The organism is Streptomyces sp. 2A115, assembly GCF_052245575.1.
Lineage (GTDB): Bacteria > Actinomycetota > Actinomycetes > Streptomycetales > Streptomycetaceae > Streptomyces.
The window spans coordinates 39,118-55,052 of record NZ_JBQQCG010000006.1; the positions used below are offsets into that span (position 1 = coordinate 39,118).

The window sequence follows — 15,935 nt, forward strand, 5'->3', positions numbered from 1 at the left end:
CAGGGGTTTCGGGTACGGGTTCAGCTGCTGGGCGGGACGCGCGTGAAGTCGGGCGTCCGCTTGCCCAGGAAGGCGGCGACGCCCTCGCGGCCCGCGTCGGAGGCCGCCGCGGCGGCGAGCGCGCGGGCCTCGCGGTCCAGGTGCGGACCGAGGTCCGCGGTCAGTCCCGCGGCGACGAGCCGGCGGGTGGCTCCGAAGGCGGCGGTGGGTCCGCCGCACAGGGCCTCAGCCGTGCGCGCCGCCTCCGTGGCCAGTTGGCCGGGGGCCACGGCCCGGCTCACCAGTCCGATCGCCGCGGCTTCCGCCGCCGGTATGCGGCGGTTGGTCAGCAGCAGGTCCAGGGCCCTCTTGGGTCCGACGAGACGGGGCAGGAACCAGCTGACTCCGGCGTCCGGTGAGTAGCCGATGCCGGTGTACGCGGCGGTGAACGAGGCGTCGGAGGCGGCGAGGGTCACATCGGCGGCCGCGGCCAGGCCGATGCCCGCGCCGGCGACCGCGCCCTGGACGGCGGCCACCATGGGCGCGTCGATCGCGGCGAACGTACGCAGGGCGTCGTGCAACGCGTCGGTCACCGCGGTCAGGTGCTTCTCCAGTGCCTCGCCGGACAGCCGGGAGAACTCCCTGAGGTCGCCTCCGACGCAGAAGGACTTCCCCTCACCGGTGAGCAGCACGGCCCGTACGGCCTCACGTGCGCAGGTCCGCGCCGCGTCCAGCAGTCCGCGCGCCATGTCCAGGTCGATGGCGTTGCCCGCCTCGCCCCGGCACAGGGTGACATGGGCCAGTCCGCTGTCGTGGATCTCAATGCCGACCCTCGTCTCTCCGGCCTTCATCGCGCCGTCCATCCGCCGTCGACGGTCAGGACCTGACCGGTGCAGTACGAGGAGGCGTCCGAAGCGAGGAACAGCAGGGCGCCGTCGAGTTCATGGCCGTCGCCGCCGCGCCCCAGCAGGGTGTTGCGCTCGACCCAGCGGCTGGAGCGCTCGTCGCCGAAGAGGTCCGCGGTCATCTCGGTGCGGAACCAGCCCGGCGCGAGCGCGTTGACGCGGATGCCGCTGCGACCCCACTGCCCGGCCAACTCCCGGGTCAGGCCGATCAGTCCGGCCTTGGACGCCGAGTAGCTCGCGCCGCCGAGGGGAGCGGCGGAGACCAGGCCGAGGATGGAGGAGACGTTGATGACGCTCCTGCCGCCCGCCTGCCCCGGCGCCTCGGCGGTGAGCCGAGCCAGGTGGAAGGGCGCGGTGAGGTTCACGCCGAGCACGTCGGCGAAGGTGTCCGGGGACTCGTCCTCGGCACGCGTCTCGCCGGAGGCGGCCGCGTTGTTGACCAGGATGTCGATGCGGCCCGTAGTGGCCAGCGCCGTCTCGGCCAGCCTCGTACGGTCGGCTTCCAGCGAGACGTCGCAGGCGACCGGGTGAATGCGCGCGTCGGAGTCGGCGAGTTCCTTCAGCCGGTCGATGCGGCGGGCCGCGGCGAACACGGTGGCGCCGGCCTGCGCGAGGACGGCGGCGAAGCGCGCGCCGAGCCCGGCGGAGGCGCCGGTGACAACGGCCGTTCTGCCCTCCAGCGAGAACAGTTCGGCGGCGGATCGCGGCGCGCTCACTCGTCCACCCCGATCGGCAGGGCGGTAGCGCCGCCGTCGAGCACGAGGGTCTGGCCGGTCATCCAGGAGGAGGCGTCGGAGGCCAGGAACAGCGCCGCGTTCGCCACGTCCTCCACCGTGCCGAGGCGCCGCAGCGGCAGCTTGGCCGTGAGGATCGGCTCGCGCACCTCCCACACCGCCCGCGCCAGCTCCGTCTTGATCAGCCCGGGCGCGATGGCGTTCACCCGTGCCCGCGGCCCGAGTTCGTAGGCGAGCTGCCGGGTCATGTGCAGCATGGCGGCCTTGGTGGCGTTGTAGTAGCCGATGTGCGGGTCGACGATCAGCCCGCCGACGGAGGCGATGTTGACCACCGCTCCCCCGTGCTCGGCCATCCAGGCCCGCCAGGCGTACCGGGTCCAGGCGATCATTCCGTACTGGTTGACGCGTACGGTCTTCTCCGCCCGTGGCAGGTCCAGGTCGAGGAGATCGCCGTGGTACGGGTTGGTCGCCGCGTTGTTGACCAGGATGTCGACCCGGCCGAAGCGGGCCATGGTCTCGTCGACGCAGGCCTCGGCCTGTTCGGGTTCGCCGGCGTTGGCCACCACCGTGTGCAGGTCGCCGTCACCCTTGACGCGCAGCAACTCCTCGCGCGCCTCGGCGAGTCCGGCCGCCTTGCGGGCCGCGATCACGACATGGACCCCGGCTGCCCGGTAGGCGGTGGCGATGCCGAGCCCGATGCCGCGGGATCCGCCGGTGATGACGGCGACCTTGCCGTGGAGGGGGTGGGCACTGCCGTCGAGGGTGTTGGCGCTCACGCTGCCCCTGCCTTCGTGTCGGTCTTGCGGTACTTGGCGAGTTCCTGGCGGGCCACCGTCCGCAGATGTACTTCGTCGGGGCCGTCGGCGATGCGCAGCGCCCGCGTTATGGCGTACAGCCGCGCCAGTACGGTGTCGTCGCTGACCCCCGCCGCGCCGTGCGCCTGCACCGCGCGGTCGACCACCTTGTGGGCGACCTCCAGCGCGGCGACCTTGATCGCGGCGACCTCCATCCGGGCGGCCGCGTTGCCGACGGTGTCCATCAGCCAGGCGGACTTGAGGACGAGGAGGCGCAGCTGTTCGATCTCGATGCGGCTGCGGGCGATCCACTCGCGCACCACGCCCTGATCGGCGAGCGGCCCGCCGAAGGCGACGCGGTCGGTGACGCGCTCACACATCAGCCGCAGGGCTCGTTCGGCGAAGCCCACGGCGCGCATCGCGTAGTGCATCCGCCCCGGACCGAGCCGCCCCTGGGCGAGCGCGAAGCCCTCCCCCTCGCCTCTGAGGATGTTCTCCACCGGGACGCGGACGTCCTCGAAGAGCACGTCACCGTGTCCGAGCCGGTCGGTGTAGCCGAACATCGGCAGGTCGCGCAGGACCGTGATGCCCGGGGTGTCCCGGGGTATGAGCAGCATGCTCTGCTGCCGGTAGGTGGGCGCGTCCGGATCGGTCTTGCCCATCAGGATGATCAGCTTGCAGTCGGGGTCGAGGATCCCGGAGGTGTACCACTTGCGGCCGTTGACGACGTAGCTGTCGCCGTCGCGGGTGATGCGGGTACGGATGTTGCGGGCGTCGGAGCTGGCGACCTCCGGCTCGGTCATGGCGAAGCAGGAGCGGATCTCCGCGTCCAGCAGGGGGCGCAGCCACCGCTCCTGCTGCTCGGGCGTGCCGTACAGCGCGAGCAGTTCCATGTTGCCGGTGTCGGGCGCCGAGCAGTTGAACACCTCGGGGCCGATGACGGAGCGGCCCGCCAGCTCCATGAGCGGCGCGTACTCGAGGTTGGTGAGCCCCGCGCCCCAGTGGCCGTGCGCCATGAAGAGGTTCCACAGGCCCTCGGCGCGCGCCTTCTCCTTCAGCTCGGTCATGACGGGCGGCAGCGCGTGCGGGTCGTCCGCCTCGGCGAGCTGCCGGTCGTAGACCGCTTCCGCTGGAAAGACGTGCTGGTCCATGAACGACCGCATGCGGTCCTGGAGTTCACTCGCCCGTGGCGAGAATCCGAAATCCACGATTGCTCCTGTCCGGGGGCGGGGGGTGCCGGGGTGTCGGGGTGCCCGGGGTTCGTGTGGTCGGTCCGGATCAGCCGAGGATGTCGCGTGCCGTGCGGATCATCGCGGCGATGGTGGGCGGCAGTCGCTCCTGGTCCGGGTCGTGGTGCTTGCCCTCGCGGTGCCGCCGCAGGTTGTGGCCCATGATCGCGGCCATCTTCATGCGGCCGAGCGCCCGGAACCAGTCCATCGCGGGCAGCGCGGGCCGGCCGCCGAGGTAGGCGTCCAACAGCTCGGCCTCACTGGGCAGGCCGGGCACGGCACGCCCCAGCTGGGGGAAGTTGCGGTGGTCGGCGAAGAGCAGGAACCAGCCGAGGTCGATGCGCGGGTCGCCGACGCTCCAGATCTCCCAGTCGACGACGGCCTCCGCGCGCTCGCCGACGCACAACACGTTGCCGAGCCGGAAGTCCCCGTGCAGCAGAACCGGTGGAAGGCCGCCGGGCACATCAGCGGCGAGGCGAGCCAGCAACTCCTCGCCGCCCGGCCGGAGTTCCGGTGGTACGGCGTGCAGGGTGCGGCTCCACCGCTCCAACTCGCCTGCCGCGTCGAGTGGTTCGGGCGGATCGAGCCCGGGCGTACGGGTATCGGTGGCGTGCAGCCGCCGCAGAACGGAGGCGATCTCCAGCATCCTGGCGCGGGCCGTCGCCGCGGGCACCTCCGGCTCGTCGAGTACGGGCTCGACGGCCTCCCCGGCGGCGAAGTCCATGGCGAACCAGGCGGGTTGTGTCTCGTCGACGGCCGCTACGCCCGGGACCGGCACCGCGGATCCGGCCAGCGCGCCCAGCACCCGCGCCTGGCGCAGCACGTCGTTGCGTCCGACGGGCCGCTGCCCCGGAGGCACCGCCTTGACGACGTACTTGGCATCCCCTGCGGTGACCGAGTAGGTCAGCCCCGAGTGGCCGCCGGGCAGCACCGTCAACTCGCCTATGGGAGTGCCTGGATGACGGTGGGCGAGCCGGTCGCGGACCCGGACGGCCAGCTGAGGCACCTCGGTGGCCGTGCTCATCGGACGGGCTCCTTGGGCAGGCCGAGCACGCGTTCGGCGAGGATGTTGTGCTGGATCTCGTCGGTGCCGCCCGCGATGCTGTAGCCGGGTGCGCCGAGCAGGTGCTCCGTCCAGGCGTAGGTGCCCCACTCCCCCGTGTCCGCGACCAGGCTCGGGCCCAGCAGCTCGGAGACCAGATCGCTGGTGCGCCGCATGGTCTCGGTGGCGTAGAGCTTGCCGACCGAGGCCTCCGCGCCGGGCTCGCGTCCGGCGACGAGGGCGGCGGTCACCCGCAGTCCCATGAGCCGCTGGACGAGGGTGCGGATGTGGAGGTCGGCTGCCCGCTGCTGTTCGCTGCCGGTGAGCGGGCGCGGCAGGTTCCCGGCGAGTTCCAGCGCCCGGTCGGCGTTGTCCAGGCCGAGGCTGCCGGAGTCGAGCCGTTCGGCGGCCAGCACACTGAGCGTGACCCGCCAGCCCTCGCCGACCGGCCCGAGCCGGTCGGTGTCGGGCACCACCACGCCGTCGAGGTAGACCTCGTTGAAGCTGGTGCCGCCCGTCATCTGCTGGATGGGCCGTACGGTCACGCCCGGCGCGTCCATGCGCACCAGGAAGACGGTGATACCGGCGTGCTTGCGTACGTCCGGATCGGTACGGCACACCGCGACGCCCCAGGTCGCCACGCGGGCCCCGGAGGTCCACACCTTGTGCCCGGTCAGCACCCAGTGTTCGCCGTCACGCACCGCCCTGGTCCGCACCGCGGCGAGGTCGGAGCCGGCCTCGGTCTCCGAGAACAGCTGGCAGGCCGGCTCGTCGGTGCGCAGCATGGGCCGCAGCCAGCGCTCCTTCTGCTCCTCGGTGCCCCAGATGCCGATCGCGGGGGCGACGAGCTGCTGCGTCACCGGGAAGACCTCGGTGCGATGGGGTACGTCGAAGGCCGCCTCTTCGGTGCGGTAGAGCTGCTCGTAGTACGCGGGCAGACCGCGGCCCCCGTACGCCTCCTGCCAGTTGAGCGCGCCCCACCCCTGGTCGTAGCGGGTGCGTTCCCACTCCTGGATGCGGGCGGTGTGCTCGCGCTCCTGCTCCTCGGTCCAGTTCTCGAACACGGCGACGGAGTCGGAGCCGCTGCCCCACACCTCGTCGGCGGCGCGCGGCCGGGCGACCGTGGCGAGCCACTGCCGGGCCTGGGCGCGGAACTCCTCGGGTTCCGGGATGGCGCTCATCTCTTCCTCCACCTCCGTTCAGCGGGGCATTCTTCGGGCCACTCAGCGGGACAGCACCGTGCACGCGCTCACGCCCGGGGCGCCGTACACGTGCGTGAAACCGATCCTGGGTTCGCCGGGAACCTGGCGTTCGCCGGCCCGTCCGCGCAGCTGCTGGACGATCTCGTAGACCTGGCGCAGCCCCGAGGCGCCGATGGGTTCGCCGTTGGCGATGCAGCCGCCGTCGGTGTTGACCGGCAGGCTCCCGCCGATCTCGGTGGCACCGGAGGCGACCAGCCGCTCCTGCTCGCCGTCCTCGCAGAACCCGCACTCGGCCATGTGCATGACCTCGGCGCCGCTCTCGGTGTCCTGCAACTGGCAGACGTCGACGTCGCCCGGGCCGACCCCGGCCTCCTCGAAGGCGGCAGCCGAGGCATCACGGCTGACGCTGGTGAGCGGGCCCCCGGGGATCCAGGGGCTGAACACCTCGAACGAGCCGAAACGCCGGGTGCGTACCGCCGCCGAGCGCAGGGTGACCGGCGGGCCGTCCAGGGTGTCCAGGCCGCGTGCGGCCTCTGGCGAACAGAGCACCAGCGCGGCCGCGCCCGCTCCCGGGGAGCAGAACATGTAGCGGGTCAGCGGGTCGCTGACCATGCCGGAGTCGAGGATCTCCTCGGCGGACACCGGCTTGCGACGCCACGCCTCGGGGGTCAGACCACCGTTGCGGTACGCCTTCTCGGCGACCAGGGCGAGGGTCCGCGGCGTGATGCCGTGGTCGTACATGTAGCGCTGGATCTTCATGCCGAAGAACTGGGTGGTGACCATCAGCCCGTCGCTGCCGTACTCCGCTCCCAGCCCCCAGTCCTCGGGCCTCGGGTCGAAGGCACCGCGCGGGTGTTTGTCGAAGCCGACGGCGAGGACGACGTCCGCCATACCTGAGCGGATCGCGTTCACGGCGGAGACCAGCGCGCTGCCGCCGGTGGCGCAGCCGTTCTTGACGTTGACGAACGGCAGCCCGGTCAGGCCGAGTTGGGCCACCAGGGTGTCGGCGAGGCCGGCGCTGTCGCTGCCGCCGAACGCGGCCCCCACCCGCGGCCACTCGATCCCGGCGTCCGCCAGCGCGGCGTTCACCGCACCGACGGCCAGCTGCCGGCCGCTCGCCTCCGTTCGGCCGAACGGCGTGCGCCCGGCGCCGCAGATCAGGACGTCGGTACTCATGTCCCCTCCTCGCCGGGGGTCGTGGGCCTGGCCCGCGGGACGCCGTGGCCGGCGATCACGGTGAGGGGCATGCCGATGCGGATGTCGAGGTTGCCGGCGTCGTCGAGGTTGTCGACTTCGAGTACGGCGGCCACGCGCACGCCTTCCGCCAGCTCGACGTAGCCGAGCGCGAACGGTTCGAAGCCGCCGGGCGGTGCCTGATAGGGCGGGGACTTGGGGGCGTACCGCTGCACTGTCCAGGTCCACAGCCTGCCCGTGCCCTGGAGGACCGCCGGCTCGGCCGGTCCGCCGCAGCGCGGGCACGCGTCCTCCGCGGGGTAGACCGTCACCGCGCAGCCGGAGCAGCGTGAGCCCTGGAGCCCGGCGGCGACGGCGGTGGTGACGGTCGGGCTCCGCGGATCCGTGGCCATCCGGATCAGCGCCCCGTCCACTTGGGTTCGCGCTTCTCCAGAAACGCCGACACGCCTTCGTTCGCGTCCTCGGAGTTGAGGGCCACGCCCACGGCGAGGTGCTCCATCACCATCAGCGACTGGATGTCGGCGTCCAGGCTGCGGTCGATCGTCATCTTCGTCAGCCACATCATGAAGGGGCTCTTGTCGACGAGGTCCCCGATGAAGGCATCGACCGTCTCGTCCAGCTTGTCGGCCGGGGCGGATTTGTTGATCAGTCCGAAGTCGACGGCCTCGACACCGGAGAGGAGCTTGCCGGTGAGCATCAGCTCCTTGGTCTTGCGGATGCCGATCATGCGCGGGACCCGGTAGATCGGGCCGGCCCCGCCGAATAGGGCGCGGCGGATGTGGAAGTCGCCGATCTTGGCGTCGTCCGCGGAGATGGCGAAGTCGCAGGAGATCATGATCTCGAAGCCGCCGGCGGTGACGTAGCCCTCCAGGACCGCGACCGAGGGGGTCTTCATGGAGTAGAGGCGGTCGCACACCTTCGCGGACTTCACCGCGACGTCGATCGCGTTGGACTTGCCGACGTACTCCGCCTTGAGGCTGTCGAGGTCGAAGCCCGAGCAGAAGGTGCCGCCGCGGCCGCGCACCACCAGAACCCGCAGCTCGGGATCCTCGTCGACCTCGGTGATGATCTCGTCGAGCCGGTCCAGGATCGGCACGGTGACACAGTTCTTCTTCCACGGGCGGTTGAGCCACACACGGGCGACGTGACCGTCGCGCTCGAACTGGATCTCGTCTTCCACTGCCATTTTCCGACCTCTCCAACTCGCCAAACTGAACTGAATTCACTACGAGTCTGGAAGCGCTGAAGGATCCTGTCAACCCTTTGATCGAGACTGGTTCAAAGGTTGGCCATTTCCCGGCGAATTAAACTGAACATGATTCGAATCCGCCACCGCCACCGCCACCTACGACCGCCGACCACACCGCCTCCCATGCCGGTGAGCCGCCCGCCGGATGTCCGGTGGGCGGCTCACTCATACGGTGCGGTCGTGCAGTGCGGTCGTACGGTGTGCGCTCCCGCCAACCGTCAGGCGCCACGGCCCAGTTGGTCCGCCCAGCGCTCGGCCATCATCATGACCGTGGTGTTGGTCGGCACGGCCGGGATGTCCGGCATGGTGGAGGCGTCGACGACGTACAGCGCGTCGACACCGTGTACCTTCCCGGCCTGGTCCACCACCGCGGCAGGGGTGCCCTCCCCGCCCATCGCGCAGGTTCCCACCGCGTGGCAGTAGGTGTTCTTGCCCTGGAGGACGGCCCGTGTGAGGTCGGCGTCCGTGGTCGCGTCGGGGCCCGGCCACGTCTCGGCACGTACGTACTTCTCCAGTGGACCCGAGCCCATGATCTCCCGGATCTGCCGGATGCCGGCCACCATGCGCCGTACGTCGTCGGGATGGTCGAACAGCCCCAACCGGATGCTCGGATCGGCGTCTGGAGCGCGTGAGGTGATCTCCACCCTGCCCAACGAGTACGGGCGGACCACAGCGAGGGGCACGAGCATCACCCCGGGCTCCATGGTGAACGGCAGCGCGTGCAGGTCGACTTCGCCTTGGCTGCCCGCGCCCGCGCCGTCCGCCGAGGAGAACGCCAGGACGGTCTGCAGCGGCGGCATGAGTTCCTCCCCGACCGCCTCCTCGTCCACGGCGTAGGTGAGGTAGACCATGGGATGGTCACGGAGGTTCCTGCCGACGCCTTCGAGGTGCCGCGTCACGGGGATGGACAGCTCTTCGAGAAGCCGCCGCGGGCCGATGCCCGAGCGCATCAGGATCGCCGGGCTGCCGATGGCCCCGGCGGACAGGACGACCAGGTCGGCTTCGAGAGCGGTGCCGTCGGCGAGGATCACCGCACGGGCCGTCCCGTCCTCGGTTAACTCCACGCGGTCAACGGTCCGTCCGCCCAGTACGGTCAGGTTCTCGCGGTGGCGGGCCGGGCCGAGGTAGGCGATGGCCGAGCTCTGCCGGATGCCGTTCCTGCGGTTGAAGGGGACCGGGCCCGCGCCGCGCCGGCGGGCGCCGTTGATGTCCTGGTGGATGGGGTGGCCGGCCTGCGCACAGGCCTCCAGGAACGCGGACATGACCGGGCGCAGCCCGTTGCCTTCGGTGAAGCGCTCGATGTGTACGGGGCCTCCGGTGCCGTGCAGTTCCCCGCCGACCGGGTCGTCCTCCAGCTTCTTCAGATACGGGAGCACCTGGTCCCAGGACCAGCGGTCGTTGCCCAGTCCGGTCCAGCGCGCGAAGTCCTCGGGGGTGGGCCGCAGGGCGTTGGCGCCGTTGACGGACGACGAGCCGCCGATGACCTTGCCGCGGAGGACGGGCACGACGCCCTGCTGGACGATCCCGAACATCGGGATGCTGTCGGCATCGACGACATGGTCGGCCGACTCGTAGCCCCAGTCGTGGGTGGTGAACCCGAACTGGTCGGCGTCGAGCACCTCCGGGGCGGTCTCCTCCGGGGTGCGGTAGTCGGGACCCGCCTCGACCAGCGTGACGGTGTTCGCGGGGTCCTCGCTGAGCCGGGCGGCCAGGACACCACCGGCGGAACCTCCGCCGCACACGACGATGCGACGTGCCATGGTTACCTCTCTTCTTCTCTTCGTTGAGATGAAGCTCTTCTTCAGGACGAGTCTTGAGATGAGGCTCTTCGTTGAGACGAAGCCGGTCCTCAGCCCAGGGGGGCGCCCGACAAGGCGATCGACTTGGATTCGAGGAAGTCGTCGAGGCCTTCAGGGCCGTTCTCGCGGCCGATGCCCGACTTCTTGCTGCCGCCGAAGGGGGCGTTGATGTCGAGCGTGTAGGCGTTGATGCTGAAGGTTCCGGTGCGCACGCGGCGGGCGATCCGGAGGGCGGCTTCCTCGTCCTGGGTCCAGACGGTTCCGGAGAGCCCGTACGGCGAGTCGTTGGCGAGTTCGACGGCGTGGTCGGGACCGTCGTGCGGGATCGCGACGACGACGGGGCCGAAGATCTCCTCCTGCGCGATCCGCATGTCGTTGGTGACGTCGGTGAAGAGGGTGGGTTCGAGGTACCAGCCGGTGCTCGGGTCCGCGGGGCGGCCACCGCCGCAGGCCACGGTGGCGCCTTCCTTCCTGCCGAGGGCGATGTACTCCTCGACGCGCGCCCGGTGCGCCTCGGTGATCAACGGTCCGATCACGGTCGCGGGATCGGCCGGGTCGCCGATGGGCAGGGCGCTCATCTGGCGGGCCAGGGCCTCGGTGAACTCGGTGTAGCGGGAACGCGGCAGCAGGACGCGGGTCTGGGCGGTGCAGATCTCGCCCTGCATGAACGCGGCGCCGCAGCCGACGAGTCCCGGGACGACGGCGTCGATGTCGGCGTCCTCCAGCACGATCGCCGCCGACTTCCCGCCGAGTTCCAGGGTCACTCGGCGGATGTCGCGGCCGCACGCCTCGGCGATGCGAGCGCCGACCGCGGTGCTTCCCGTGAAGCTGACCTTGTCCACACCGGGGTGGGCGACCACGTACTCGCTCTCCGCGGCATCGGCGGCGAACAGGCCGATGACGCCCTCGGGAACGGCCGATTCGGCGACGACCTCGGCGAACACATGGCAGGCGAGCGGATCCTGCACCGGCACTTTGACGATGACCGTACAGCCGGCCATCAGAGCGGGGGCGATCTTCTGGGCGGTCAGCGGCAGCGGGCCGTTCCAGGCGGGGATGGCCACGACGACGCCGACGGGCTCGCGGACGACGAGCGTGCGGGTCGGTCCGTTGACCCGCTCCTCCTCGAAGACGTGTCCCTCGGCCAACGTGGCATAGAAGCGAAGGTAGTTGGAGGGGGCGACGGCGAAGTAGCCCTCGGCGAAGCCGCGCGGGCAGCCGGTCTCGGCCATGGCCAGTCCGGCCAGCTCGGCCGCACGTGTGTCGAGGCGGTCGGCGAGGTCACGCAGGGCCGCGGCGCGCTGTTGAACGCTCCACCTCGGCCAGGGGCCGGCGTCGAACGCCTGGCGGGCCGCGGCCACGGCGGCGTCGACGTCGACCGTGGAGGCCAGGGGGACGTGGCCGATGACCTCCTCGGTGCTGGGTGAGACGACCTGCGTGACGCGGTCGGTGGAGGGGGCGGTGAGCCGGCCTCCGATGAGGATGCGGTCGTAGTGGTGTGCCATGTGGTCAGGGCCTCTCTGGGGAAACGCGGAAACACTTCGGAGGAAAGGTGTGCTCGCGGCCCGGGTCAGGGGCGTCATGGGCCGGCCCACGGACGGATCGCCTCCCCCACACGGACCGTCACAGCGGCCTCGCCGCCCGTGCCGCCAAGGCCTCGGCCGCCGCGCGCCCCTCCGCGACCGCGTGCGCGATGCGGCGCGGCACGACGCAGTCGCCGACCGCGCGGACGGTCTGGTGGGCGGCCGGGGAGAAGTCGGGGCGGCGGGGGTGGCGTTCACCGACGGTGACCAGGACATCGGCGGCGAGGAGCGTCTCCCGACCGTCCAGGACATGGCGCAGGCGCACACCGTCGGCGGTCGTCGAGGTCACGGTGCTCATCGCGACGACGCGCAGGGGCGCACCGGTGAGCCGGTTCATCAGCTGCGTGCGGTTCTCCGGCGACAGGCCGGTGGCGAAACCGGTGCCGGGGGTGATGACGGTGACCTCCCGGGCGCCGGCCGCCAGCGCGCTCTCCACGGCACTGATGCCCTGCCACCAGCCGAAGCCGTCGTCGAGGACGGCGACGCCGGGCGTGTCCGGTACGACGTCCGCGTACCGGCGCAGGAAATCGGAACTCGTGAGTGTCCGAAGCCCGCCGGGCACGGAGACGGACTCTTCCTCCGCGCCGGTGGCGAGCACGATCTGCGCGTACGCCGCCAGGTCGTCCGGCCCCGGCGAGGTCCCCAGCAGCACTCGCACACCAAGATCGGAGAGTTGCTCGCGCTGGTAGTCGACGAACTTCCGCCAACCGGGACGGTGCGGGGCGAGGGAGGCGAGGCGTGCCTGACCGCCGGCCTGCCGGGCCGTGTCGAAGACGGTCACGTCCGCGCCGCGACGGGCGAGCGCCAGCGCGCACTCCATGCCGCCGGGGCCCGCTCCCAGGACGGCGACAGGGCCACCGACGACAGGACCGCTGCCGCCGCCCGGCCGGGTGAGCAGCAGCGGAACGGCCGGGCGGGCGGCGGCTCCCGGCGGACCCAGCTCGGGGTTCACCGTGCAGGACCCGGTCGGCTCGAAGGTCCGGCAGCCCTCGTTGCAGCCCGTGCAGGGGCGTACGGACCGCTCGTCGCCCGCGATCACCTTGCGGGCGAAGTCGGGGTCGGCCATGAACGGCCGGGCCATCCCGACCAGATCGGCCCCCTGGTCCAGCGCCCGCTCGATGTCCGCCACCGACCGGAAGCTCTGGCTGACCAGGAGAGGCAGTGCGACGGCCGAGCGGAGCCGGGTCACGGACTCCAGCAGCGGCGGGCGAGTGGTGGCCATGCCGGGGACGTAGGTGTTGCGGACGCCGGTGGTGACGTTGACGTACGCGAAGGGCGAGGCGGCGCACAGCCGTGGAAGCAGCTCGGTCAGGTCGTCCAGGCCGAGTCCGGAGTCCTCGCCGGGCTCCACCGACACCCGTACGCCGATGGGGAGTTCACCGATCTCGGTGCGGATGGCGTCGATCACCTGGGCGGGCAGGGCGATGCGGTCGCCGTACTCGTCGTCGCGGGTGTTGGTGTGCCGGGAGAGGAACTGGGCGAGCAGATAGCCGTGGCCGGCGTGTAATTCCACGCCGTGGAAACCGGCCTGCACGCTGTTCGCCGCGGAGATGCGGAAGGCGTCGACGACACCGCGTACTTCTTCCGTGCTCAGCGGGTGGGGCGCGGCCCCCTCGCGGGGCGAGCGGACTGCCGCGGCGGAGATCGGCGCGTAGTACGTGCCGGCGCCCAGGGTCTCCCGGCCGAGGTGGACGAGCTGCGCCACGGCCACAGCGCCCTCGTCGGTGATGGCCTCGGCGCGGCGGCGTACCGCGTCCTTGATCTCGGGGCGCCACGCTTCGGTGAGGTAGCGCTGCGGCAGCGTCGACTCGGGGGCCACGGCGGTGCCACCGGTGATCACCATGCCGACGCCGCCCCGGGCCAGCCGCCGCCAGTAGGCCGCGTCGGTCTCGGTGGGAGCGCCGTCGCTGACGGCGGCGGTGGCGTGAGCGGTGGCGACGAGGCGGTTGCGCAGGGTGAGTGCGCCGAGTGTGAACGGTTCGGCGAGGGCGAGTTGCGGGGTGCGTGGCGTCGGCGTCATACAGCCTCCTCGCTGTCCTCTTGGCCGCCGGTTCAGGCGGCGGAGCGGACGGCGAGACCGATGAGTTCGGCGAGTCGGGCCCGGTGCCTGTCCGCCGTGCCGAACAGCGCCTCGCTGCTGCGTGCGCGGCGCACGTACAGATGGGCCGGGTGCTCCCAGGTGAAGCCGATGCCGCCATGCAGTTGGACGTATTCGGCCGTCGCCAGGCGGAAGGTCTCGGAGCAGACCACGGCGGCGGCACAAGCGGCCACCGGCAGTTGCGGCGAGGCGACGGCGGACGGCGAGGACATCGCCCGCGCGGCCGAACACGCGGTCGCGTACGCCGACGCCGAGCGTGCCGCCTCCAGCGCGACCAGCACATCGGCCAGCCGGTGCTTGACCGCCTGGAAGGACCCGATGGGGCGCCCGAACTGGTGGCGCTGTGCGGCGAATTCGACCGTGGCGTCCAGCGCGTGCCCGCTGCCGCCGACCTGTTCGGCCGCCAGCGCGGCCCGCCCGGTGTCGAGGGTCGCCGAGACGGTGTCCTCGGCGTCCTCCGCCGTGCCCACGGTGGTGGCCGGGGCCCCTCGGAACTCCACCAGCGCCTGCCGCCGCGTCTCGTCGAGGACCCGGCGCGGAGTCCGCCGACTGGTGTCCGGCGTGGGCTCACAGGCGAACAGCCTTGGCCCGGCGGGGGTTCGGGCCCGTACCAGAATGAGATCCGCGCCGGCCCCATCGACTACGAAGTCCGCCTGCCCGCGCAGCAACCAGCCCGAGCCGCCCTGCTCGGCCGTGACGCCGGGCTTGACCGACCTGACGCGCTCGTCGGACCCGTCGGGTTCAGCGGCGTCGAACCCGGCCACGGTCGCGGTGAGCGTGCCGTCGGCGATCCGCGGCAGGTAGCGCTCGCACGCCGTGCGGTCGCCGCTGTACAGCAGGGCGTGAGCGGCGAGGGCCACCGTGGGCAGCAGCGGCGCGCAGCACAGGGCGCGCCCGGATTCCTCCAGGGCTACGGCCAGTTCGGCGAACGTGAAGCCCGACCCGCCGTACTCCTCGGGAACGGCCAGTCCGTGTACCCCGATCTCGCCCGCGAGCCGCGCCCAGAGCGGTTCGTCGTATCCGCGCGGGGTGGCCAGATGCTTGCGGACGTCCTCGGGACCGCTTGCCTCGGTGAAGAAGTCCCGCAGGACGGTACGCAGTTGCCGCTGTTCGTCGGTTTCGGACAGCGACTGGGGGTCGATCTCGGGGTGACGACGGTGCATGAGGTCTCCATCGTGCCGTTACCACTGACACACTAACGAGTAAGAACTGAACTCAATTCATTGACCGTAGGCACAGCGCTCCGGACCGGACAAGCCCCGTGCACGAGTTGATTTCGCTCAGGCGGTGAACCGGCCGCCGTTGGCGAGCAGCACCGCGCCGACCAGGTTCGCCGCGGCGTCGCTCGCCAGGAAGAGCGCGATGTCGGCGATCTCCTCGGGTGTCGCGTACGGGCGCACCCGCGGGTCGGCGAAACCGGCCCGCAGCGCCTCGGGGGTGCGCGCCGCCATCCCCGTCTCCGTCGGCCCCGGAGCCACCACGTTCACGCGGATCCCGGACGCGATGACCTCCTTGGCCACGGCCTGGGTCAGTGCGTGCACACCGGCTTTGGAGGCGGCGTAGTGCGGATAGCCGACGGGGGTGTCGAAGGCCGACGACGAGCCGATCACCACGATCGCCCCGGCACCGAAGGGGCGCATGGCCCGCACCGCGGCGCGCAGCACATGGAACGTACCGTCCAGGTTCACTCGCATGACACGGCGCCAGGACGCGTCGTCGAGGGAACCGGTCACCTCGACGGGCCGCCCCTCGACCAGCGCGTCCGCGATGCGCTGCTTGACCTCGGGGTCGTCGACCCCGGCCGCGTGCACCAGGACGTCGAGCCGCCCGTGCCGGCGCAGTACACCCTGGACGGCGCCGTCGACCTCCGCCGCGTCCGCCACGTCGAGTGCGACCACTTCAGCGGCGGGCAGTTCCTTGGCGACAGTCGCGGCACCCTCGCCGTTCACGTCGGCCAGGACGACGGCCCGCGCGCCTTCCGCGACCAGCTGCCGGGCGACCGCCGCACCCATGCCCGAGCCGGCGCCCGTCACCATCGCCACCTTGTCCGCGAACCTGTTCGTCTGGACATCCCTGCGCGTCAAGTCGACCTCCCCTTCACCGCCCGCATCCTATTGAACTGACTTC

General features: G+C 71.5%; 14 protein-coding genes. All 14 read right to left on the bottom strand.

The features are described from left to right. Nucleotides 1-20 precede the first annotated feature (20 nt). Nucleotides 21-830 carry an enoyl-CoA hydratase/isomerase family protein gene (locus ACTWQR_RS07555; protein ID WP_443226135.1) on the bottom strand — a complete coding sequence of 270 codons (810 nt, stop codon included), beginning with the start codon at nucleotides 828-830 and terminating at the stop codon, nucleotides 21-23. After that, nucleotides 827-1,600, bottom strand: coding sequence for an SDR family NAD(P)-dependent oxidoreductase (locus ACTWQR_RS07560; RefSeq protein WP_443226136.1), 774 nt, complete (start codon nucleotides 1,598-1,600; stop codon nucleotides 827-829). The genes ACTWQR_RS07555 and ACTWQR_RS07560 overlap by 4 nt, the downstream gene beginning before the upstream one ends. Continuing rightward, a complete protein-coding gene (locus ACTWQR_RS07565) occupies nucleotides 1,597-2,394 on the bottom strand; it encodes an SDR family oxidoreductase (protein WP_443226137.1) in 798 nt (265 codons plus the stop codon). Before ACTWQR_RS07565 ends, ACTWQR_RS07560 begins: the two co-directional genes overlap by 4 nt. Beyond that, nucleotides 2,391-3,620: an acyl-CoA dehydrogenase family protein gene (locus tag ACTWQR_RS07570; protein WP_443226138.1), complete on the bottom strand. Its 1,230-nt coding sequence runs from the start codon at nucleotides 3,618-3,620 to the stop codon at nucleotides 2,391-2,393. Before ACTWQR_RS07570 ends, ACTWQR_RS07565 begins: the two co-directional genes overlap by 4 nt. Before the next feature lie 70 nt (nucleotides 3,621-3,690). After that, nucleotides 3,691-4,665, bottom strand: coding sequence for a phosphotransferase family protein (locus ACTWQR_RS07575; RefSeq protein ID WP_443226139.1), 975 nt, complete (start codon nucleotides 4,663-4,665; stop codon nucleotides 3,691-3,693). Then, nucleotides 4,662-5,864: an acyl-CoA dehydrogenase family protein gene (locus ACTWQR_RS07580; RefSeq protein ID WP_443226140.1), complete on the bottom strand. Its 1,203-nt coding sequence runs from the start codon at nucleotides 5,862-5,864 to the stop codon at nucleotides 4,662-4,664. Before ACTWQR_RS07580 ends, ACTWQR_RS07575 begins: the two co-directional genes overlap by 4 nt. 42 nt (nucleotides 5,865-5,906) lie before the next feature. Continuing rightward, nucleotides 5,907-7,061, bottom strand: coding sequence for a thiolase family protein (locus ACTWQR_RS07585; RefSeq protein WP_443226141.1), 1,155 nt, complete (start codon nucleotides 7,059-7,061; stop codon nucleotides 5,907-5,909). After that, complete coding sequence (locus ACTWQR_RS07590) at nucleotides 7,058-7,471, bottom strand: Zn-ribbon domain-containing OB-fold protein (protein WP_443226308.1); 414 nt, start codon at nucleotides 7,469-7,471, stop codon at nucleotides 7,058-7,060. Before ACTWQR_RS07590 ends, ACTWQR_RS07585 begins: the two co-directional genes overlap by 4 nt. Before the next feature lie 5 nt (nucleotides 7,472-7,476). Next, entirely contained in the window at nucleotides 7,477-8,265 is a 789-nt protein-coding gene (locus tag ACTWQR_RS07595) for an enoyl-CoA hydratase/isomerase family protein (RefSeq protein WP_443226142.1), read from the bottom strand. A gap of 281 nt (nucleotides 8,266-8,546) precedes the next feature. Then, entirely contained in the window at nucleotides 8,547-10,088 is a 1,542-nt protein-coding gene (locus tag ACTWQR_RS07600) for a GMC family oxidoreductase (RefSeq protein ID WP_443226143.1), read from the bottom strand. An 89-nt stretch (nucleotides 10,089-10,177) separates the two neighbouring features. Next, entirely contained in the window at nucleotides 10,178-11,632 is a 1,455-nt protein-coding gene (locus ACTWQR_RS07605) for an aldehyde dehydrogenase (RefSeq protein WP_443226144.1), read from the bottom strand. Nucleotides 11,633-11,750: 118 nt separating this feature from the next. Then, entirely contained in the window at nucleotides 11,751-13,730 is a 1,980-nt protein-coding gene (locus tag ACTWQR_RS07610) for an oxidoreductase (RefSeq protein ID WP_443226145.1), read from the bottom strand. Nucleotides 13,731-13,762: 32 nt separating this feature from the next. Beyond that, entirely contained in the window at nucleotides 13,763-14,971 is a 1,209-nt protein-coding gene (locus ACTWQR_RS07615; protein WP_443226146.1) for an acyl-CoA dehydrogenase family protein, read from the bottom strand. Between the two features lie 117 nt (nucleotides 14,972-15,088). After that, on the bottom strand, nucleotides 15,089-15,892 hold the full coding sequence (locus ACTWQR_RS07620) for an SDR family NAD(P)-dependent oxidoreductase (RefSeq protein ID WP_443226147.1): 804 nt from the start codon (nucleotides 15,890-15,892) through the stop codon (nucleotides 15,089-15,091). Nucleotides 15,893-15,935 lie beyond the last annotated feature (43 nt).

What these genes read in the sequence shown, in the direction of transcription:
- ACTWQR_RS07600 (WP_443226143.1), bottom strand. Translation starts at nt 10,088, where the DNA reads ATGGCACGTCGCATCGTCGTGTGCGGCGGAGGTTCCGCCGGTGGTGTC.
- ACTWQR_RS07610 (WP_443226145.1), bottom strand. Translation starts at nt 13,730, where the DNA reads ATGACGCCGACGCCACGCACCCCGCAACTCGCCCTCGCCGAACCGTTC.
- ACTWQR_RS07595 (WP_443226142.1), bottom strand. Translation starts at nt 8,265, where the DNA reads ATGGCAGTGGAAGACGAGATCCAGTTCGAGCGCGACGGTCACGTCGCC.
- ACTWQR_RS07555 (WP_443226135.1), bottom strand. Translation starts at nt 830, where the DNA reads ATGAAGGCCGGAGAGACGAGGGTCGGCATTGAGATCCACGACAGCGGA.
- ACTWQR_RS07580 (WP_443226140.1), bottom strand. Translation starts at nt 5,864, where the DNA reads ATGAGCGCCATCCCGGAACCCGAGGAGTTCCGCGCCCAGGCCCGGCAG.
- ACTWQR_RS07585 (WP_443226141.1), bottom strand. Translation starts at nt 7,061, where the DNA reads ATGAGTACCGACGTCCTGATCTGCGGCGCCGGGCGCACGCCGTTCGGC.
- ACTWQR_RS07575 (WP_443226139.1), bottom strand. Translation starts at nt 4,665, where the DNA reads ATGAGCACGGCCACCGAGGTGCCTCAGCTGGCCGTCCGGGTCCGCGAC.
- ACTWQR_RS07605 (WP_443226144.1), bottom strand. Translation starts at nt 11,632, where the DNA reads ATGGCACACCACTACGACCGCATCCTCATCGGAGGCCGGCTCACCGCC.
- ACTWQR_RS07615 (WP_443226146.1), bottom strand. Translation starts at nt 14,971, where the DNA reads ATGCACCGTCGTCACCCCGAGATCGACCCCCAGTCGCTGTCCGAAACC.
- ACTWQR_RS07590 (WP_443226308.1), bottom strand. Translation starts at nt 7,471, where the DNA reads ATGGCCACGGATCCGCGGAGCCCGACCGTCACCACCGCCGTCGCCGCC.